General features: G+C 61.6%; 18 protein-coding genes. 3 read left to right on the top strand and 15 right to left on the bottom strand.

The genetic code is table 11. From position 1 onward, the window contains the following. Window positions 1-30 precede the first annotated feature (30 nt). From AAG821_RS17140 to AAG821_RS17100, 9 genes are all read right to left on the bottom strand, one after another. Window positions 31-1,260 (bottom strand): ABC transporter substrate-binding protein, encoded by a 1,230-nt coding sequence (locus tag AAG821_RS17140; protein WP_341911059.1) that lies wholly within the window; start codon window positions 1,258-1,260, stop codon window positions 31-33. Continuing rightward, the gene (locus AAG821_RS17135; protein WP_341911057.1) at window positions 1,260-2,108 is read right to left on the bottom strand and encodes a GntR family transcriptional regulator; all 849 of its coding nucleotides are present in this window, start codon (window positions 2,106-2,108) and stop codon (window positions 1,260-1,262) included. Before AAG821_RS17135 ends, AAG821_RS17140 begins: the two co-directional genes overlap by 1 nt. 90 nt (window positions 2,109-2,198) lie before the next feature. Next, window positions 2,199-4,832 (bottom strand): cation-transporting P-type ATPase, encoded by a 2,634-nt coding sequence (locus AAG821_RS17130; protein ID WP_341911055.1) that lies wholly within the window; start codon window positions 4,830-4,832, stop codon window positions 2,199-2,201. 91 nt (window positions 4,833-4,923) lie between these two features. After that, entirely contained in the window at window positions 4,924-5,826 is a 903-nt protein-coding gene (locus AAG821_RS17125; protein WP_341911053.1) for a polysaccharide deacetylase family protein, read from the bottom strand. 4 nt (window positions 5,827-5,830) lie between these two features. Next, the gene (locus tag AAG821_RS17120) at window positions 5,831-6,640 is read right to left on the bottom strand and encodes an ABC transporter permease (RefSeq protein WP_341911052.1); all 810 of its coding nucleotides are present in this window, start codon (window positions 6,638-6,640) and stop codon (window positions 5,831-5,833) included. After that, the gene (locus tag AAG821_RS17115; protein ID WP_341911050.1) at window positions 6,630-7,484 is read right to left on the bottom strand and encodes an ABC transporter permease; all 855 of its coding nucleotides are present in this window, start codon (window positions 7,482-7,484) and stop codon (window positions 6,630-6,632) included. Before AAG821_RS17115 ends, AAG821_RS17120 begins: the two co-directional genes overlap by 11 nt. An 18-nt stretch (window positions 7,485-7,502) precedes the next feature. Then, window positions 7,503-8,558, bottom strand: a complete 1,056-nt coding sequence (locus AAG821_RS17110) for an extracellular solute-binding protein (protein ID WP_341911048.1) — start codon at window positions 8,556-8,558, stop codon at window positions 7,503-7,505. A 21-nt stretch (window positions 8,559-8,579) separates the two neighbouring features. Then, complete coding sequence (locus tag AAG821_RS17105; RefSeq protein WP_341911046.1) at window positions 8,580-9,671, bottom strand: ABC transporter ATP-binding protein; 1,092 nt, start codon at window positions 9,669-9,671, stop codon at window positions 8,580-8,582. Then, window positions 9,671-11,197: an amidohydrolase family protein gene (locus tag AAG821_RS17100; protein ID WP_341911044.1), complete on the bottom strand. Its 1,527-nt coding sequence runs from the start codon at window positions 11,195-11,197 to the stop codon at window positions 9,671-9,673. Before AAG821_RS17100 ends, AAG821_RS17105 begins: the two co-directional genes overlap by 1 nt. A 264-nt stretch (window positions 11,198-11,461) precedes the next feature. On the opposite strand from AAG821_RS17100, the gene AAG821_RS17095 reads away from it, so the two are divergent. From AAG821_RS17095 to AAG821_RS17085, 3 genes are read left to right on the top strand one after another with little or no spacing between them, the layout of a single operon-like run. Beyond that, window positions 11,462-12,154: a GntR family transcriptional regulator gene (locus AAG821_RS17095; protein WP_341911042.1), complete on the top strand. Its 693-nt coding sequence runs from the start codon at window positions 11,462-11,464 to the stop codon at window positions 12,152-12,154. A 3-nt stretch (window positions 12,155-12,157) separates the two neighbouring features. Beyond that, entirely contained in the window at window positions 12,158-13,534 is a 1,377-nt protein-coding gene (locus AAG821_RS17090; RefSeq protein ID WP_341911040.1) for an amidase, read from the top strand. Beyond that, entirely contained in the window at window positions 13,534-14,250 is a 717-nt protein-coding gene (locus AAG821_RS17085; RefSeq protein ID WP_341911038.1) for an aspartate/glutamate racemase family protein, read from the top strand. Before AAG821_RS17090 ends, AAG821_RS17085 begins: the two co-directional genes overlap by 1 nt. Window positions 14,251-14,256: 6 nt before the next feature. On the opposite strand, the gene AAG821_RS17080 is transcribed toward AAG821_RS17085, so the two are convergent. The 6 genes from AAG821_RS17080 to AAG821_RS17055 form a co-directional block, all read right to left on the bottom strand. Further along, on the bottom strand, window positions 14,257-16,161 hold the full coding sequence (locus AAG821_RS17080; protein WP_341911036.1) for a TIM barrel protein: 1,905 nt from the start codon (window positions 16,159-16,161) through the stop codon (window positions 14,257-14,259). A gap of 20 nt (window positions 16,162-16,181) precedes the next feature. Further along, a complete protein-coding gene (locus tag AAG821_RS17075) occupies window positions 16,182-17,054 on the bottom strand; it encodes an SMP-30/gluconolactonase/LRE family protein (RefSeq protein ID WP_341911034.1) in 873 nt (290 codons plus the stop codon). After that, window positions 17,047-17,928 (bottom strand): shikimate dehydrogenase, encoded by an 882-nt coding sequence (locus tag AAG821_RS17070; RefSeq protein WP_341911032.1) that lies wholly within the window; start codon window positions 17,926-17,928, stop codon window positions 17,047-17,049. The genes AAG821_RS17075 and AAG821_RS17070 overlap by 8 nt, the downstream gene beginning before the upstream one ends. A gap of 83 nt (window positions 17,929-18,011) precedes the next feature. Beyond that, window positions 18,012-18,725 (bottom strand): TetR/AcrR family transcriptional regulator, encoded by a 714-nt coding sequence (locus AAG821_RS17065; protein ID WP_341911031.1) that lies wholly within the window; start codon window positions 18,723-18,725, stop codon window positions 18,012-18,014. A gap of 40 nt (window positions 18,726-18,765) precedes the next feature. Next, entirely contained in the window at window positions 18,766-19,665 is a 900-nt protein-coding gene (locus AAG821_RS17060) for an alpha/beta hydrolase (RefSeq protein WP_341911029.1), read from the bottom strand. A gap of 88 nt (window positions 19,666-19,753) precedes the next feature. Next, on the bottom strand, window positions 19,754-20,445 hold a 692-nt coding region (locus AAG821_RS17055; protein WP_341916357.1), incomplete at its 5' end, for a DctP family TRAP transporter solute-binding subunit.

The raw sequence follows: 20,445 nt of genomic DNA, 5'->3' as shown, positions 1-20,445 counted from the left end.
GCCGGGGATCCGGCTCCGCCATTTCTCGACTTAAGCCTTGGGCGCCGGGAAGACCGGCTTGGCATTGGCGAAGTCCTTCGGGAAGATCACCTTGATATCCTTCTGCAGGATCTGGGTGTTCACCGGGGCGGCGCCTTCGTTCTGGCCATTGACGAACTTGGTCGGGCCATAGGGCATGAAGTGGTTCGACCAGCCCGACGACGCCAGCGCGTGATTGATTGCCGCGCGGTCGGTCGAGGCCGCACGCTCTATGGCATCGGCCAGCAGGCGCACGCATTCATGGTTGAGGAACACTTCGTAGGAGAAGAACTGCTTCTCGGCTTCCACCTTCTTCTTCAGCTCAAGCGCCACGGGATTGCGCGGGTCGAACCAGTGATTGCAGTCCATGATGAATTCCGCCGCATCGGGGAATTCCTGGACGAAGCGATACTGCGAGGCGGCACCGCCGAGAATCGAGTAAATCGCTTTCGGCCGCACCTTCTGCTGCCGCAATGTGCGGGCCAGCAGAACGAACTCGTTGTAATAATTCGACGGGATCAGCAGGTCCGGATTGCGGCCCTTGATCTTGAGCACGATGTTGTTGAAATCGCGGGTCGGATTGGCGTGCGCGATGGTCTCCAGCACCTCGAAGCCCATGCCCGGCAGCTTGGCATTCAGCGTCTGGGCCATGCCGGCACCAAACGCTGATTCCTCATGCACGATCATCACGGTCTTCGCCGGCTTGCCGGCCTGGGTGTTGAGCGCAACCAGATTGCTGATGGCACTGTCGACGATCTTGCTGAGGCCGGGGCCAAAGCGGAAGGTATTGGTCAGGCCGCGGGTGACAACCTGGTCAACCACGCCAACATCGACAACATGCGGAATGCCGTGCTTGGCAGCCGCCTGGGTGGTGGCCAGCGCGATGCCGGAGGCAAACGGCCCGACGATGGCCGAGACACCGGCCTCGTTCAGCTTCTCGACCTCGGCAGCACCCACTTCCGGCCTGGACTGGGCATCGGCATAGACGGCTTCGAGCTTGGCGCCGCCCATCGAGGCGATGCCGCCATTGGCATTGATCGTGTCGATAGCGAGCTTGGCGCCCAGGCGACACTGCTGGCCCGAGGGCGCCAGTGGCCCGGTCACCGGATGCAGGATGCCGACCTTGATCGGTGCCCGCTGGGCTTTGACGATGGCAGGAAAGCCGGTGATTCCGGCGGCAGCCGTTGCAGCGGTGCCGGCGAGGAAATGGCGGCGTGAAACTGGAAATTTGTGAATGCTCATCACTTTTTCTCCCTGTTGGTGGAGCGTGGCGAAGACTTACTTCCCCCAGTCGTCGGCGCCACGCTGGCCGACCAGGTGTTACGCTCCCCGCCACGTACACGGTCGAGGCTCATACGGAATTGATAGCGATCCGGGCGATACAGCCCGATGATGTATTCGACAGGACGGCCATTGCCATCATGCACCACGCGACTGATGCGCAGCAAAGGTGTGCCAACGGCGGTTTTCAGCAGCGGCGCCACATGGGTATCGGCCAGGGTGGCCGAGATCGTCTGGTCCGCCGCACCGATCACCACGCCAGAACGTTCCAGCAGGGCCAGGAGCGGTTCGCGCGCCAGCTCCTTGCGGCCGAATTTGCGGCCGATTTCGGCGGGCACGTAAGTGGTGAGATAGGAGAAAGGCCCGGCTTCCAGCGAGCGCACACGAACGGCACGCTGCACCTCTGCGCCGGCGTCGACCTGCAGGGCCGCAGAAACATCCGGTGCCGCGGCCTCGTAACCGAAATCGATCAACTCCACCTGGGTCTTCAGGCCCATGGCCATCAGGTTTTCGATCAGGCCCTCGACCGCACCACGCACCGGCGGCGGCTCATTGCGATGCGTGACATGGGTGCCACGACCACGACCGCGTGTGACCAGCCCTTCGGCCGCCAGCTCAGCCAGCGCCCGGCGCGCCGTGATGCGCGAGACATTGAATTGCCGCGCCAGTTCTTCCTCGCCCGGCACCTGGGCGCCGGCCGCGAGTTTACCGTCCGATATCTGACCGCGCAGGATCAGATAGATCTGGTGATACAGCGGGGTCGGCAAGCTTTCGTGGACCGCATTGCCTATATGTCGACGCATCGCCATGGGCGGTTACCCTCCGGCATTAATTCATATTGTTATATTAATATGACATTAGAGGGGGCGGTCAATCCGTCTTTTCGCTCTGTGGATAAATTATTGCGTGCGGACCACGCCAGACGGGAAGCGCCAGACTTTATAAATCTCCACCACCGCAATGAGCCCAAGGGCAGGCAGCGCAAGCATGGCGGCATGAACCAGATCGACACTCTCGAGTCGCAGCATCCTGCCGATTCCAGGCAGCTGTGCGGCAACAATCTGCAATCCCTGGGTCACCACCACGCCCCCGATCAGCAACCAGTTGGCCGACAGGGGCAGGCGGAATACAGAACGGGTTTCCGAACGGCAGTTCAGCACATGGGCGTTTTCGCACCAGACCAGCAGCCACAGTGTCAGGCCCTGGGCCGCGACACTGTCGAGACCAAGACCCCACAGCGCATAGACATACCCGCCGAAAGCCAGCAGCCCCATGGTGAAGCCGGAGAGCAGCACCTGCTCCAGCATGGTGCGGTCGAAAATCGGGCCGCCAGCCGCACGCGGCGGTTGCTGCAGCAAATTCGGCTCCGGTTTCTCGAAGCCGAGGGCTACATCCTGAATTCCGTTCGATACCAGATTGAGCCAGAGCAACTGCACCGCGGTCAGCGGCGGCGGCAAACCGAATAGAGTCGCCAGCAACATCAACAGCAGCTCTGCTGCACCCGTGGATACGCAATAGAGGATCACCTTACGTAAATTGGCATAAGCCGCCCGCCCCTCCTCGATCCCGGCAACAATCGAGGCAAAATTATCATCCACAAGAATCAGATCTGCAGCATCCCGCGCCACATCGGTGCCGCCCCTCCCCATGGCGACACCGATATCGGCTGCCTGCAAGGCGGCGGCATCATTGATGCCATCGCCGGTCACGGCAATGATATGGCCCTGTCGCTGCAGGCTCTGGACTATGGCAAGCTTCTGCAGCGGCTCCGTGCGGGCAAAAACCGAAACCCCGGCGATCATGTCATCGAGGCCGGCCAGATCGCCCTCAAGCATGCGCAGCTGCCCACCGGTCAGCACGGCAGTCTCATCTGCGGGATCGATCAGACCCAGATTGCGGGCGATCGCCCGTGCTGTCAGCGGGTGGTCGCCGGTGATCATGATGACGCGAATGCCTGCGGCACGTGCGGCACGCACAGCGGCTGGAGCCTCGGGCCGCAAAGGGTCGATCAGACCGGCAAAGCCCAACAGACTTAGACCGCGCAAGGCCTGCTCATCCGGCTGCGCAACCATGCCGGAGGCCACGGCAATGACGCGATACCCATCGGCAGCCAACGCCTGGATTGCCTGCTCGGCCTCCTGCCGGCGCGTTGCCTCCCAGGTATCAGCACCACACAGCGCCATCACGGTCTCCGGTGCACCTTTCACATAGGCCACCAACTCGTCACCCGCAGCGTGGAACGCCGCCGCATACCGACGCTCCGGCTCATATGCAATATGCCCGCGCTGCTCGATACCCTCCAACACTGCCTCGTAATCGGAACGCACCGCCAGGCGCAGGAAAGCCAGGTCGACCGCATCACCAACGCCCTCGCCGGTATGCAGGGCAGCGGCGCCGCGAAACTCCGAACAATGCGCGGCAGCAAAAGCCAGAGCTTTCACTCGTGGATGGTTCGGCAAAACGCGGACGGCAGCCACCGACGCACCGCTCGGCAGCCATACGGTTTCAATGCTGAGCCGATTGATGGTCAGGGTTCCGGTCTTGTCGGTGGCTATCAGGGTGCAGGCGCCGAGCCCTTCCACGGCAGACAGATGCCGGACCACCACCTGGCGCAGCCCCATGCGATGCACGCTGATCGACAGCACGATGGTCATCGCCACCGGCAGTGCCTCGGGGATTGCCGAAACAGCCAGGGCAATCGCCAGCAGCAGAATATCGGCCGCATCGACACCACGCAGCAGTTCCAACACTGCGATCATGCCGATCAGCACCATCGCCACCATGGCAATCTGCCGGGTGAAGACATCCATCCGCTGCAGCAACGGTGATAATGCCGATGGCATTTGCAGCGCCTGCGCCAACTGCCCCACTTCACTATGCCGACCAGTGGCAACCACCAGAGCGCGACCACGGCCGCGGCGCACGGTTGATCCGGCAAACAGCATATTGCTGCGTTCGCTGACCACAGCATCCGTGGATACCGGGCAATCCGCCTGCTTCTCGACCAGAAGGGATTCGCCGGTCAGCAGACTTTCATCGGTCGCGAGTGCCTGCGCATCGATCAACCGCAGATCGGCAGGAATCTTTATGCCGCTCTCGACCTGAACGATGTCGCCTGGCACCAGATCTTCCGTATCCAGTGATACCAGTTGGCCATCGCGCCAGGCTGGCAGCCGGCCACGGACCAGCGATTTCAGGCTGCGTGTGCGCATTTCTGCGCGCCATTCCTGCCACCCACCGATGGCGGCATTCAACAGCAGCACGGCCAGGATAAAGCCGGCATCGCGGCCATGACCGATGCTGACACTGAGCAGGGCTGCGGCAAGCAGCAAATAGATGAATGGCGACTGGAACTGGTGCAGCATAACGCCGACAAGACTTTTACCGCCCGCCTCAGGCAACCGGTTTGCGCCATGCAACTGACGCCGCCGCGCAGCCTCTGCACTGTCCAGCCCTGTTGGCGTCGCTTCCAATTGAGCCAGCGCCGCCGCGGCTGTGAGCGCGTGATATGGTAAAGCCTGATCATCTTTCATCCGGGCAGCATATGCCCGGATGCCCCCCGGCCCTTGATCGAAATCAACGCAATTCCGGGAAAAGCGACGGCGGGGTTTCCGTCAGTGCCGGTCAGCCATATGCAGCGGAGAAATGCGCCGCGATCTCGTTCCGACGGGCAACCCAGACACGATCCCCCAGGGCCGCCAGGTCGCGCAGAATGGCCTGCACTGCCGCAAAGCGGGCGGGTCGGCCGCAGATGCGCAGATGGAAGCCGATCGACAGCATCGAAGACCGGCCGGAGTCCGCCTCATCCAGCAACACGTCCAGCGCCGAACCGACATAGTTGGAGAATTGCTCGGGCTGCACAAAACCGTTGGGATGGAAGAATTTCATGTCATTGGTGTCAAAGCCATAGGGCAGAACCAGCATGCGCTGGCCGCCTGACAGCGTGTCCCAATAGGGCAGGTCGTCGTTCAGCGCATTCGAGTCATACCCGAACCCCAGTTCGGCCAGCAGGCCGCGCGTCCAAGGGCTCTGGCCACCGCGCGTCATGAATCCAACCGGAACCTTGCCGGTGGCCTTTGCAATGATATCACGGGTTCTGATGATATCGGCCCGTTCGCTATCCGGGTCGCGATAGCGTGAATGTGGCAGCCAGCGCCAGCCATGCACAGCTGCTTCATGCCCGGCTTCGACAACGGCCTGGGCCAGATCGGGCACGCGCTCCACCGTTCGGCCACACATCATGAAGGTAGCGCTGGTATTGCGGGCAGAAAACGCATCGAGGAAGCGCCACAGGCCGACGCGCATGCCGTAATCGAAGACCTGCTCCTGTACCAGGTCGCGGACCCCGGGTGGCTGTACCGACAAGACTTCGCCGAACTGCTCGGTCTCGGCATCGCCCTGTTCGATGGAAAGCTCGCCGCCTTCCTCGAAATTCACCGTCAGGGAAACCGCCAGGCGGGCGCCATTGGGCCAGACGATGTCGGGCCGGGCGCGGCCATAGCCGCGAAGATCGCGCTGGATGGTCATGGTTTTACCGGCTCTGCATCTGGCGGTTCAGACCGCCCAGCCGCTCGGCAAGGATCAGGCCAATCAGCGTCGCAATGACGATAACGCCGGAAACCGCCGCGACGCGCACATCGAGACTGCCTTCCAGAATGGCCCAGAGCTTGATCGGCAACACTTCGGTGCGTGCATCCGCCAGAAACAGGGAAATCGGAACATTGTCAAAGGATGACAGGAAGGCAACGAAGCAGCCGGCGACAATGCCGCGCCGGATCAACGGAAAAGTGATACGGCGAAACGTGTACCAGCGGCTGGCGCCGAGACTGATTGAACAGTCGATCAGCACCGGATTGAGCTGCTGCACAGCGGCGCCGACCATGCGGATGACGAAAGGCACGCAGATGATGATATGCCCCAGCACCAGCGTGGCCAGTGACAGCCGGATCGCCAGCATATTGAAAACCAGCAGCAGCGACAGGCCAAAGGCCATGGCCGGCAGCACCATCGGCGACATGAAGAGAGAATCGAGCAGGCGGGCCAGCCGGGTTTTGCTGCGGGCGATGCCGAGCGCCGCTGCCGTGCCCAATGTTGCGGAGCCGATCGTTGCCAGAACCGCAACCTTCAGGCTGGTGATGGCGGGCTGGATGATCTCGTCGGATTTGAGCAGTTCAAGATACCAGCGGACCGACCAGCTTGGCGGCGGGAATTTCAACGTGATGCCGCCGGTGAACGAAATGATCAGCACCACCGCAGTCGGTGCCAGCAACAGCAGCATGGTGAAGCCGGCCAGCAGGCCGACCGTGCCGAAATAGAGGTGGTCGCCGGGGCTACGCTGCATCGATGCCTCGCATGAATCGCCGCGATACTGCGCCAATGACGCCCACGATACCGATCACCGCGACCGTGAAAATGAGGGATAGCGCCGCGGCAAACGGCCATTCCTGAACACCCATGGCCTGCTGGTAGATATAGAGCGGCATCAGGATCATGCGCCCGCCCCCCACCAGGGTCTGGGTGATAAAGGCCGTGACCGCGGCGGCAAAGACCAGCAGCCATCCAGCAATGGCACCCGGCAGGGTCAGCGGCAGAATCACGGTGAAAAAGATGCGAAGCTGACTGGCGCCCAGCCCTTCTGCCGCCTTCATCAGATTGCGATCAACGCGCAGCAGGCTGTTGATCACCGGCAGGGCCATCAGTGGCAGCTGGATTTGCGCCAGCGCCACCACAAGTCCGCCCCAGGTATAGAGCAATCGTGCCGGCTGATCCCACAATCCGAGTGACAGCATGGTGGAGTTGACGATGCCTTCGCGGCCGAGAATGACGATCCAGGCAAAGGTGCGCACCACCGTGCTGGTCAGCAGCGGCAGCAGAATCAGGAAAGTGATAATCGTACGTCCGGTGGGGCTGGCTGCCAGATAGGCCAGACCAAGCGGATAGGATAATAGCAGGGTCAGCAGGGCCACCTCGACACCGAGCACCAGGGTGTCGAACAGAACCTGGAGGCTGAAGCCTTCCGAGAAGAACCGGACATACTGGTCCGGACCCATCTCGAGGAATTGCGGCGTGCGAAACAGGCTGAGAAAGACCAGGACCAGCAACGGCACCACGAAGGTGACGAGGAACAGCGTCGCCAGCGGCATCGCCGGCAACATCTGTTTCATCGCGGGTGATCGCAGCAGCATGATCCGCACGCCTATTGCTTAGAGTTTCACGTCTTTGTTGAAGCGCGTGATCCATTCGCCACGCAGCTTCTGGAACTTGGTCCAGTCGAGCAGCACATTGTTGGCCACCAGATCGTCCACGCTCTTGGCCACCGTCAGGTTGGCACCCGTCAGCGGCACGCGTTTGTTGGTCGGCATCATCACCCAGGGATTGGCTTCGAGGCCTTTCTGGACGTCATACGACATCACGGTATCCAGATAATCGAGCACCAGCTTGGAATTCTGGTTGTTCTTGACGATCTGCGCGCTGCTGCGTACCACCACGGCACCCGACTTCGGCTTGGCGAAGGCAATATCGACGCCCTTGGCCGCCAGCAGGGCGACGTTGTTCCAGTAATTGAAGGCGATATCGATTTCACCCTGCTGGAACAGGGCCGCCAGGGCACCCGGCGATGGCGCAATGGCGCCGACATTGGGCAGCAGCTTCTGGATGGCAGCGAAGCCCGGCTCGACATTGGTTTCCGAGCCGCCATGCAGCTTGGCGATTTCGACCATGAAGGCCGTGCCGAGGCTGGAGCCAAGACCGGTAATGCCGACCCGTCCCTTGTATTCCGGCTTCCACAGATCTTCCCAGGAGGTCGGCGGCGTTTTGATCTTCTTGGGGTTATAGGCAATACCGATCAGCTGCACGGTGATCACCGGGGCATAGCCGCGCGGGTCACGGAAAGCCTCGGGAATATCGGCATAGCTTTTCGACTTTTCGACCGGGAATTTCTCCAGGATATCGGCTTCGATCGCCGGAATCAGCGGCCCTTCGTCAAACAGAACGACATCGAAGGGCGGTGCATTGCGCGAGGCCTGAATCTTGCCGATCTGGTCGACATTCAGCAGTGGCGAGAAGCTGACGCTGCCACCGCCACTGTTTTTGGCCATGGCCGGGCCGACGACGGACTTGAATGCCTCATCGAAGCTGCCGGGATAGGTGGTGGCAACGATGGAACCGGCGGCACGCGCCATCTGCGGGATTCCACCCATGGCGCCCATCGCCATCGCAGCGGAACCCATGGTGAGAACGGATCGACGGGTAAACTGCATAATGCTTCTCCCTTGCTGTCGTTAGACGGTTACATCGGACGGCATGGCAAACAGGCCGATGCCGGTTGGGTCGGTGATCGTCAGTGCCAGCCGTGTGCCGGACGGATAGGATTTCGACGCCGGTGAACGGGGTCGATGAATCTTGATGGTTTCGCCATTCTGCGTCGCAGCCTCGATAACATCGGCGGCACCCAGTGGCAGCGTCAGCCGAATCGAGGCTTCCAGGGCCCCCGGCAGACCCGGTTCGCCGAAAGTGAAATTCTCCGGCCGGATCGAGGCCAGCACGGCAGACCCGACCGGCAAGGCGGATGGCGACGGCAGCCTGATCTCCAGGCCTGCCCGCAGCAGAACACGGTCGGGTGCGGCCAGCGTGCCTTGCAGGAAATTGGCATGGCCGATGAACTGATTGACGAACAGCGTCTCTGGCCGGTCATAGAGCGCATCCGGCGTGCCGACCTGCTCGATGCGGCCGCGATTGAGCACCACGATGCGATCGGCCATGGACAACGCCTCTTCCTGATCATGGGTGACCATGATCGAGGTGACGCCGTAGCCGGTGAGCAGGCTTTTGATCTCGATCTGCATGTCGAGACGCAGATTCTTGTCCAGTGCGGAGAAAGGTTCATCCAGCAGCACGATGCCGGGCTCGATGGCGAGCGCCCGCGCCAGCGCCACACGCTGTTGCTGCCCCCCGGAAAGCTGGCCCGGCAGGCGGTCGGCGAGATGCCCCATCTTCACCAGTGCCAGCATTTCCGCCACCTTGGCCTTGACCATGGCGGATGGTGTTTTGCGGGCCTTCAGGCCATAGGCGACATTCTCGAACACACTCAGATGCGGAAACAGCGCGTAATTCTGAAACACCATGCCGATGCGGCGGCGATTGGCCGGCATATGCTCGACGCGATAGCCATCCAGCAGAACCTCGCCAGTGCTGGGCTGCAGGAAGCCGGCAATGATCTGCAGCAGCGTGGTCTTGCCACACCCCGAGGGCCCCAGCAGCGCGATCAGCTCACCGGGTTCGATACGCAGGGTTATGCCATCCAGCGCCTGGGTGGCGCCGAACCAGTGATTGATCCCACTGAGGGCCAGGCCGTTTCCGCGCTTCTGCGTCATCACCAGGCCTCCGCAACGGACGGCAGGTCGATCACGCCACGCGTGGTGTCGGCGGCAATCGGCACGGCCAGTGAGCGCTGGTAGATACGCCCCAGCCCCTCCAGCACCGGGCCGGAGGCCGCTTCAGAGGCTTGAATGCGCTCCAGCAGGGCGGCATGGGCGGCCTGGAATTCGCCGATCAGCCCGTCCTCATCGATCCTGGTGAGTTTGCCGCCCTGCATGACGACCTCGCCATCGACCAACACCATGTCGATGCCGCTGCCGCTTTCGCCATGCACGATCTGGCGCACCGGCATGTTCAGCGGTACCAGACCCATGCTGTTCAGGCGATAGAGCACAAGGTCGGCCTTATGACCGGGTGCCAGTTTTCCAAGTTCGTGTTCGCGGCCAAGGGCCCGGGCGCCACCGAGTGTTGCCGCTTCCCAGATTTCCGCGGCGGTCGGCCAGCGCTGGTATTCGGTATTACGCACACGGCCAATGCCGGCGCCGAATTTCAACGCCAGCAGCATCGAGCAGTTGAAAGTCACCCCGCAGCCATCCGATCCCATGGCCACATTGACGCCGGCATCGCGCAGGGCACGAAAATCCGCAGCCCCGGAGCCGATCGAGGCATTGCTCCATGGATTATACTGCACGGTGGCACCGGCCTCGGCGATCAGGGCGCGATCGCGCGGCGTCAGCCAGACGCCATGCACCAGTGCCGTTTTCGGCTTGAGGAAGCCCAGCGCGGCAAGGTGCTCAACCATGCTGCGACCCCAGAAGATATCGGCCGTCACGGCCTGCAGCCGGGTCTCCAGCACATGCACGATCACCGGCAGATCCAGCTCGTCGGCCAGATGGCGGCAGTCGCGCAGAAAATCATCCGTGCAGCGCTGCGGCGCCGAGGGCGCTACCAGAACGCCTACCCGCGACGTCGATGGGTGATGCGTTTTTGCCAGATCCCGCACCAGATCCAGCAGCGCGCCACCTTTCGGGCGCGGCAGCGAGCGCAGCCATTGCAGGGTCTCGGGCGCGAAGCTCTCTTCCACGAATGGCCAGCTGTCGACCACCGCCTTGTCGATCATCGAGAAACCGACATAGGTGCGGATACCGGCATCCTTGTAGGCCTGCAGCGCAGCATCGACATGGCCGCGATCAAAGGTCTGACCCAGGCTGAGATCGTCAATGATGGTGGTTGCGCCAGTGCGCAGCGATTCCACCGCCGTCATCATGGTGCGCAGATAGATATCGCGCTCGGTCGGCGGCAGCGGCACGGCCGGACGCAGATGCGCCATCATCATTTCCATCGGCAGGTTTTCCACCCTGCCCTTGATGAAGTGGTCCCAGGAATGCAGATGCCCGTTGATCAGACCGGGCGTGGCGATCAATCCGCTGGCATCAATCCGACGGTCGGCATCGGCAATCGTGCCGGCGGGCGCGATGGCAGCGATGCGGTCGTCGGCGATCAGGATATCGACCGGTTCCGGCGCGAAGGCCGTCTGGCCGTCCCGCATGATCAAAGCACCACTGAGTACCAGCTTGCCCATGAGCCCCCTCTTTGGGGGGAGACTTAGCAATGGGTATGCCAGAGCGACGCGGAGGGATAAGCCACTGTATTTAAATTGTATTCCTATTTTGATATAAATTGGCGCCAATTTAATGGTTGTATTGTAATCAATAATATAGGCAGATGGTGAATAATTGAGCAATCAGATTGCTTCCAATATTTGGGCAGATTCGCTAAAGAGGATGGGATGAAACCTGCCCGCAAAGACCGCGAAACCGACGCCGCCGGCACGGAACCGAGAACCATGGATGACGATCCCGTCGTCCAGGGCATTCTCAAGGCGATCAGCCAAAAGCGCCTGAAGCCCGGCACCAAGCTGGGGGAGGATGCGCTGGCACAGGTTTTCGAAACCACCCGCATCCATATCCGTCAGGTGCTGGCGCACTTGGTGTCGCGCCACATCGTCACGCATTTCCCCAATCGCGGCGCCTTCATCTATCGCCCCACAGTGCAGGAAGCGCGCGATATCTTCGCAGCGCGGCGCGTGCTGGAAACCACCACGGTGGCGACCGTGATCGACAAGCTGGACGCCGATATGCGTCGCAAGCTGAAGCAGCATATCTCGCGCGAAACCGGCCATGATCGCAATGACCGCTGGGCCTCGCTGGCGCTGACCGCCGATTTTCATATTCTGATCGCGGAACTGGCCGGCAATTCGGTACTGCTCGACTTCGCCAAGGAACTGATGCTGCGCACCTCGCTGGCCATCGCCACGTTTGAAGTGCCGGGCTCCCCGGATTGCTCTCCGGATGCACATCCTGTCATCACCGACATGATCCTCGCCGGCGACAAGGCTGGTGCGCTGGCTGCGATGAACCGGCATCTTGATGAGATTGAGCATCGGCTGCATCTGGGCGCCACGGCACCGGACCCCGATGATATCGTCGCCATCTTCCAGGATATCGGCATCGCGCCAGCCAGACGCGGCGTCGCCTGATCCATGGCGATGACGGCCGGCGCATCGAAAGTGGCGGCAGCGGGCGCACCGCACTCCGTTCTTGACGCGGTCAGCCAGGCACTCGAACGCTGCCATGAACAGGATGCTCGCCTCAACAGCTTCATCACGCTGTCAGAGACCGCGCGACTTGAGGCGGCCACGCTCGACCGCCAGGGCGAACAAGGGCGACGGCTGTATGGCATGCCGCTGGGCATCAAGGATCTGATCGACACCGCCGGCCTGCGCACCACCTATGGCTCAGCCATCTACCGCGACCATATTCCCCAACAGGATGATATTCTGGTGGCGCGGGCGAAGGCCGCAGGTGCGGTGGTCATCGGCAAGACCAACACGCCGGAATTCGGCTTCGGCGCCATCTGTGCCAACGCACTCTGTGCGTCGACTGCCAATCCGCATGACCTGTCGCTGAGTTCCGGTGGTTCCAGTGGCGGTTCAGCGGCAGCGGTTGCCGCCGGCCTGGTACAGGCGGCACTCGGGACGGATTTCGGCGGCTCGGTGCGCACCCCGGCGGCATTCTGCGGTGTGATCGGCTATCGCCCCAGTATCGGACTGCTGCCGGCGCCAACCCGCCGTCTGGCCTGGGACACATTGTCCACGGCGGGATTTCTCGCGCAGACTGTCGATCAGTCGCGGCGGCTGCTTGATGCACTGGCTGGGCCGGACCCGCGCGATCCCGTCTCGCTGCGCATGACGGTGTCACCAGCAGGGACAAGTCGTCGCCTTGCCGCCTCGCGCGACCTCTGCACTGCCCCAATGTCGCGCGACATGGCTGCACGCTTTGACATGGCCCGCGCGGCCCTGCATCGCGCGGGCTATGCCACGCGAGAGGATCATCCGGATTGCACTGGGGCGATGGCAACCTTTGCCACGCTGCGCGCGGCTCATATCCACAGCAATCTGGCCATCCAGCGCGATCTGCATGATGCAGTCCTGTCGCCTACGGTGCGCTGGAACATAGAGCGCGGCAATGGCCTCTCAGCCGCGACCTACCTGCAGGCCGAAGCAGATCGCTCTGCGCTCTACCGTCGTTTCATCGATTTCTTCTCCCATGCCGATATCCTGATCACACCGGCAGCCGCCATCCTGCCGTTCGGCCGTGACGCCGGTGAAGTGAACAGCATCGACAACCAGCCGATGAACAGCGTGATCGACTATCTGGCCATCACCGCGATCATCACCCTGACCGGCTGTCCGGCTCTGTCGCTGCCCTACTGGCCGCCCGGCGAAACCCTGCCGATCGGCCTGCAACTGATCGCCGCGCCCGGCTGCGACCATGACCTGCTGGCCTTTGCATCCGAGCTGGAACAGCTGGATCAATTCGGCTTCCGTCCTCCTGCATTGTTTTCGGGAAATTTCTGATGAGCACACGACTGGGGATGCTGACGCCGTCTTCCAACACGGCACTGGAGCCGGCAACCTATGGGTTGCTGCGTCCCCTGCCAAACGTCAGCGCCCATTTCGCCCGTTTTCCCGTCACCGAAATCGCCTTGTCGGCATCCGCGCTCGGCCAGTTCGATGCCGCACCCATCCTGCAGGCCGCCACCCTGCTGTCGCATGCCAAGGTGGATGCAATTGCCTGGAACGGAACGTCGGCCAGCTGGCTTGGCTTTGATCGCGATGTGCAGCTTGCCGCCACCATCACGGCACAGACGGGCATCCGGGCAACCACGGCCATCCTGGCCATGAATGAGATTCTGCAGCGGCTGAAAGCACAGCGGCTGGCCTTTGTGACGCCCTATCTCAGCGACGTTCAGGCCAAAATCGCGAGCAATTACCAGTCCGCCGGTTATAGCTGTGTGGCCGAGCGCCATGCCGGCCTGCAGGACAACTTTTCCTTCGCCACCCTGCCGGCAGCGGAGATCGAATCAATGATCATGGCCGTTGCCGCTGACAAGCCTGACGCCATCGCCATCATCTGCACCAATATGGATGCGACACGATTGGCACCGCTGATCGAGGCGCGCACCGGAATTCCCGTTATCGACTCAATCTCTGCCACGCTGTGGGGCGCCCTGGATACACTGGGCATCACCAAGCAGCCTCTCAGGGAAATGGGCGTTATCTTCGGGTATTGACGACCGTTATAAACTCCTCAGCGGTTCACTGATCCTGCGCTGTGCCTGGGCCGCCATGCGAACCGGGGCATTCGCGGCCCCATACTGGTCATAGCCACCAACGCGCTGGCACACCTCGAAGAAAAAGCGGTCGTCAAACGTGTCGGTGAAAACGTGGAAGAATTCGCCGCCCTGGGTATCCCGGTCATACAGCACATTATGCTGGCGCAACCGTTCGATCACATCGTCGGCGAGCGGGAATTTTGCCGACAGGTCATCGTAATAGTTGGCAGGAATGGTCAGCAGCGACACGCCCTTCTCCCGCATGCTGGCCACCGCCTCGAAGATATCGGTGGTCGAGAAGGCAATGTGGTGGACGCCAGCCCCCGAGAATGTCGACACCGACCTGGCGGTCGCCGTATTGCGGTCTTCGGAGAAACTGAGGGGGAATCGAACGGCGCCATTGGCGCTACGGACGGCGCGGCTGCGCACCAGGCCATAAGGATCGGGCAACACCCAGATGCTTTCGGGCTGCAGGCCCAGCACCGACCGGTAAAACAGCACCCAGGAATCCATCTGCCCTGATGGAACCGCCTGGGCGATGTGGTCGATGACGCCGACATGATTTTCACCGCCGTCATCCTGCAGGACAAAGTCGGTCGAGAAGTCGAAATCCTGATCGACGAAATACAGCAGACTGCCATCGAGCGAACGGAAGGCCGGAATATTGCGTTCATTCGGACCGATGCGTCCCTCATACCGGGTGCATTGATAGGCATCGGCACGACTCTGGATCTGGATCTCGTCATCGACCTGCAGGCAGACCGCACAGATCGAAGGGCCGTGGACGATATAGTAGGAATGCGCAAACGAATCCGGTTCAGCATTCAGGACAATATTGGTCTCGCCCTGGCGGTACAGCGTGACGTTTTTCGATTTATGGCGGCCGGCTCGTCGGAAGCCCAGCCCGGTCAGCATAGTGGCCAGTGCATCCTTGCTCGGGCCGTCCACCGCGAATTCGATGAAAGCGATGCCTTTCAGTTCCGGCATCTGCGGGGCCGCAAAGAGTTCGACCCGCCTGGCAACGCTTTGTGTCGGCGCCGTCGTTGCTGTCTGGGTACGCAGGCGCATTTGCTCTTCCAGATAATTCAGGGAGCGCATGCCATCGACAGCGGTAAGCCGTGTGGAGGCGGCACGGAAGTCATCGTTGAAGATCTCTAGCGACAGCGGCCCGGTATAGCCGGCCTCCAGGGCTTTCAGCGTGAAGGACGTCACGTCCAAGTCGCCCTGGCCGGGGAAGCAGCGGAAATGCCGGCTCCAGGACAGGATATCCATGCTGAGCTTCGGCGCGTCGGCCAGTTGAACGAAGAAGATCTTGTTGCCGGGAATATCGGTAATGGCGTCCGGCGTATCGCCCAGCGCCAGGGTGTGGAAGCTGTCGAGCACAACACCAAGATGCGGGTGGTTGGCGGTTTTCACCACCTGCCATGCATGCCCATAAGTATTGATATGGGTGCCCCAGGCCAGGGCCTCGAGGCCGATCTTCAAACCGCGTTTTCCAGCCCGCTCCGCCAGTTCATACATCTGGGCAGCAGACCGTTCGGGATCGCCGATGGCATCCGGCGCCACATTGGAGCAGACCAGCATCAGCGGAGCGCCAAGCTCCGCCATCACATCGAATTTCTTTTCGGCGCGATCCAGATTGCGTTTGAGCTGCGCGTCTGAAACACCCTCGAAGTCGCGGAAGGGCTGAAACAGCACGATTTCGAGACCGAGGTCCTTGGCAAGACCGCGCACCTGGCGCGGCGAGCCATTGAAGAACAGCAGATCGTTCTCGAAGATTTCGACCGCATGGAACCGTGCGGCCGCCGCAGCTTCGAGTTTTTCCGACAAGGTGCCGCTCAACGAGACGGTGGCGATGGAACGACGCATGCATCCTCCAATAAGAGCGGTTAGCCGCCGAAGCGGGCTTCGGGCAATCCTTTGATCCCGACATCCAGGGCCAGCAATGCCCCGGCCAGCGGTTCAGCAGCCAGCTGCTCCGGGGACAGGAATTTACGGGCCGTGGTTACATACAGGGTGCCAAGGTCTGGACCGCCGAAGCAGAGGCAGGTTGGATTGGTCACTGGCACTGCGATCACGCGATCGATGCGGCCATCTGGCGCATAGCGCACGATCCGACCGCCGGCGAAGATTGCATTCCAGATATAGCCTTCCGCATCGACACAGGCGCCATCCGGGCGGTCCTTCACGGCCGAATGGTCGATGAAGACACGGCGATTGGCGAGAGCACCATCGGTCTCGATATCAAACGCCCAGATGGTGAATCGACGGGTATCCGACATATAGAGTGTGCGGCCATCCGGCGAGACACAGATCGTGTTGGTGACAATGATGTCGCCGAACAGCCGTGTTGCCGCACCATCAGGGTCAACGCGGTAGAAGGAGCCGTTTGGCCGGTGCAGCTGGTTGTCCATGCTGCCCACCCAGAAGCGGCCCCGGGCATCGCAGCGGCCGTCATTCAGGCGGTTGTCGAGATCGTCGCCTTCAATCCGGCTGAATAGAGTCAGTGTTTCAGTGCCCGGGTCAAAGAAATGCAGCGCCCGGTCGATGGCAACCATCAGGCCGCCAGACTCGCGCAGCGCCAGGCAGCCCAGAAAATTTCCTGGCATTGGAAAAGCGCGATGGACCCCGGTGGCCGGCAGGATGCAATGCAGGGTGGGATTCTCGATATCGATCCACCACAGCGTCTGGGTCCGCTCGCACCATAACGGCGTCTCGCCCAGCCGGTCCTGCGCGTGAATGACAGTGCGAATGTCAGGCATTGTCAGCGAGCAGCTTGGCATCGCGCTTGACCACCAGGTCGTTGAACAGCCGCGTCATGCGTTGGGCGTCTGGCGTGATGCCGGTGAAAAGCCGGAAAGCCTCGGCGGCCTGATGCACACACATGCCGGCGCCGGTCACGGTCACACAGCCTTTCCGGCGGGCCGTGCTGATCAGCTCAGTCATCAGAGGCGTATAAACAATATCGGCCACCCAGTGGCTGGGCGCGATCAGCGCCGCGTCGATCGCCATGCCGGGATATCCCATCATGCCGATTGGCGTCGCATTGACGATACCAGCTACTTGGCCCGCGACATCGGTCGGGTCGGCCACGGCACGGCAAATATCGGTTGCCGATATCTGGTTGATATCCGCAGCCAGGCTGGCGGCACGCCCGGTATCCTTGTCGAAAATATACAGATGGCGGATGCCAAGATCGACCATGGCCCAAGCAACCGCCTTGCCGGCACCGCCAGCCCCCAGCAGCAGGGCTGACTGCCCCTTGGCGGCATTCTCACCCAGGACTTCCTCGAAGCCGCGCTTGAAGCCAATACGATCGGTGTTATAGCCGGTGGTCTTGCCATCGGACCCGACCACGACCGTATTCACGGCGCCGATCTCGCGGGCCTGGGGCGATACCTCATGCAGGTGTTCCAGCACCGCTTCCTTGTAAGGGTGCGTGACATTGACTCCGGAGAAGCCAACGGTGAACAGGCTGCCGACCACGGCGCCAAGCTCACGCTTCATGATGCTGAGGTCCATCAGGTGATAGAAACCATGCGCACCCGCTGCCGCCATCGCATCCTCATGCAAGGCGGGCGATAGCGATTTCATGATATTCGTCCCGATCAACCCTACGAGATATCGATCTGTCATAATCTGCACTCATCCAATCCCAACAATGAACGTACCGGTTCGTACATTTTGGACCGACACTGAGTTACGCACCGCATTCCGGACTAACGCTTTACGAAGCGGACAATCTGCTCGATGACATTCTCACGCCGCTCCCGTACCGATTTCGCGCTGGTCATATCGCGGTCGAAGATGAGCGAGAACGTGTGCCGGTTCGATACATTGAAAAAGCACAGCGCACTGATCGCCCAATGGATCTCAATCGGGTCGAGGCCCGTGCGGAAAACCTTGCCAGCGCAGCCACGCTCGTAGATGCGGCGGACAGCAGCAATGGCGGGGACGTTGAGGCTGCGGATTTTCTTCGACTGGGCCAGATACTTGCCCTTATGGATATTCTCGTTCATCACCAGATTGATGAAGTCCTGGTTCGAGCCTTCATAGTCGTAGGTGAACCCCACCAGGCGCCGCAGCGCGGCCTCGGGCTCCAGATGATCGAGATCGAGCTGGTTTTCAATCGCGCGGATCTTGCTGTAGGCGTCTTCAAGCACGGCCACATACAGGCCCTCCTTGCCGCCGAAATAGTAATACACCATCCGCTTGCTGGTATGGGTGCGGGCAGCAATCTCGTCGATGCGGGCGCCGCTCAGGCCTTTGGCCGAGAATTCCTTGGTCGCGACATCCAGGATGTTGCGCTTGACCTTTTCCGGGTCATTGGTGCGGCTGCTCTGGCGGGGCGGACTGACGGTTGCGATCTTGGCGACCTTGCGCCGACGCCTTGGTGCAGCCCCGCTCGACCCGCCCGCCTTACGCTTCGCCATTCGACTGCCGCCCTTATGCTGTGTATCGGGTGTCATGTCCCTATACCGCATAGAGCTGACGTAACCAATTGCAAGCCGCATCAAATTCCCGGCGGACGGCCTGGGAATACTGCATGGCCCGCAAATACCCGTGAATCAGCCCCTGCCCCCTCTGCAATTTGACCGGCACCCCGCTCCGGCTCAGCACATCCGCATAGGCTAGTCCCTCATCCAGAAGCGGATCATTCTCCGCGACCGCGACAAAGGCCGGCGGCAGGCGGTGGTGATTCGGTGCCCGCAACGGCGCCACCAGGGCGCTCTGGTTGCGGACATCTTCGCTGCTGCAATACATGGCCCAGGTCTGCTGCACTGCAGCGGTGGTGATGATCGGCCCATTGGCATTGCTGGTATAAGACGGCCGTGTGAGGTCGGTATCAACAACCGGATAAAACAGCAATTGCCCTTTCAGGCTCTGGGGCCGGTCGCGGAAAACCAGGGCCATCACAGCCGCGAGATTGGCGCCGGCGCTGTCGCCGCCAACACTGACGGCATCGGTGCGGATCGCCAGATCGGATGCGGTCTCGAACACCCAGTAGACCACGGCCTCACAGTCCATCACCGCAGCCGGGAAAGGCCGTTCCGGCGCGAGGGAGTAATCCACGCTGACAACGGTCTGGCCGGTCTTGGCCACGATCCCGACGGCAATCTCGTCATGGGTCTCGGGGCTGCCCTGCACGAAACCACCACCATGCATGTAGATCAGGCAGGGTGCAGGATCGTTCTGAATTTTCCGAAATACCACGACCCTGACCGTGCGCAAGCCATGGCGCGCCACCATGACCTTTGACTCGATCCCGGCTGGCAGCGGCTGCCGGGCATCCGCCGCAATGCGATCGATGATGGCCCGGCGATCCTGTGCCGAAGCATCCGGCGCCAGCCCCGACCAGGCGGCGCGCCACATCTCCAGGAATGGACCGAGTTCTGGGTCGATCATGCAATATCACCGGTCAGGAAACGGGCGGAGCCATGGGCCCCGCCCGTCCAGGCGTTTACTTCTTGCGGATCTGTTCAAGCTCGCTGAACAGCAGCTTGACCAGGTCCGGATCGTTGGCAGCGGCATACTTGTCGACCACCGGCTTGGCAGCGGCGCGGAAGCGGGCCTTCTCGGCCGGGGCAATCTCGTTGACGGTCATGCTGCTCTTCAGCCTGGCCATCAGCTCGGTTTCGTCCTTGTCGGCCGCATCACGCAGGTAAGCCTGGGCGGCGGCTGCCGCGTCGGTGATGATCTTGCGCTCGTCGGCATTCAGCTTGTCCCAGGTCGGCTTGCCGAAAACCAGCGTCGAAGCGAACTGGATATGCTGGGTCAGCGACAGGAACTTCTGCACCTCATACAGCTTGGCCGAAACAATGGTCGTGGCCGGGTTTTCCTGGCCGTCGACCGTCTTCTGCTCCAGCGCCGTATAGACCTCGGTGAACGGCATCGGCACGGCGTTCGAGCCCAGTGCATTGAACAGGTCGATATAGGTCGGCGCCTGCAGCACACGGATCTTCAGGCCCTTCATGTCTTCGACCTTGGTGACCGGCATCTTGCTGTTGGTCAGGTTGCGGAAGCCCGCGCCCCAGTAGGCCAGCGGCATCAGCCCCTTGTCGGCGGCCAGCTCGGTCAGCTTCTTGCCGAACGGGCCGTCGAGCAGCTTGGCGGTCTCAGCATTGCTCTCGAAGACGAAGGGCAGGTCCATGA

The organism is Ferrovibrio terrae (assembly GCF_943372915.1).
GTDB classification, from domain to species: Bacteria; Pseudomonadota; Alphaproteobacteria; order Ferrovibrionales; family Ferrovibrionaceae; genus Ferrovibrio; species Ferrovibrio terrae_A.
Note: the sequence above shows the minus strand (reverse complement) of the source record. Positions and strands in the feature narration are given on the sequence as shown.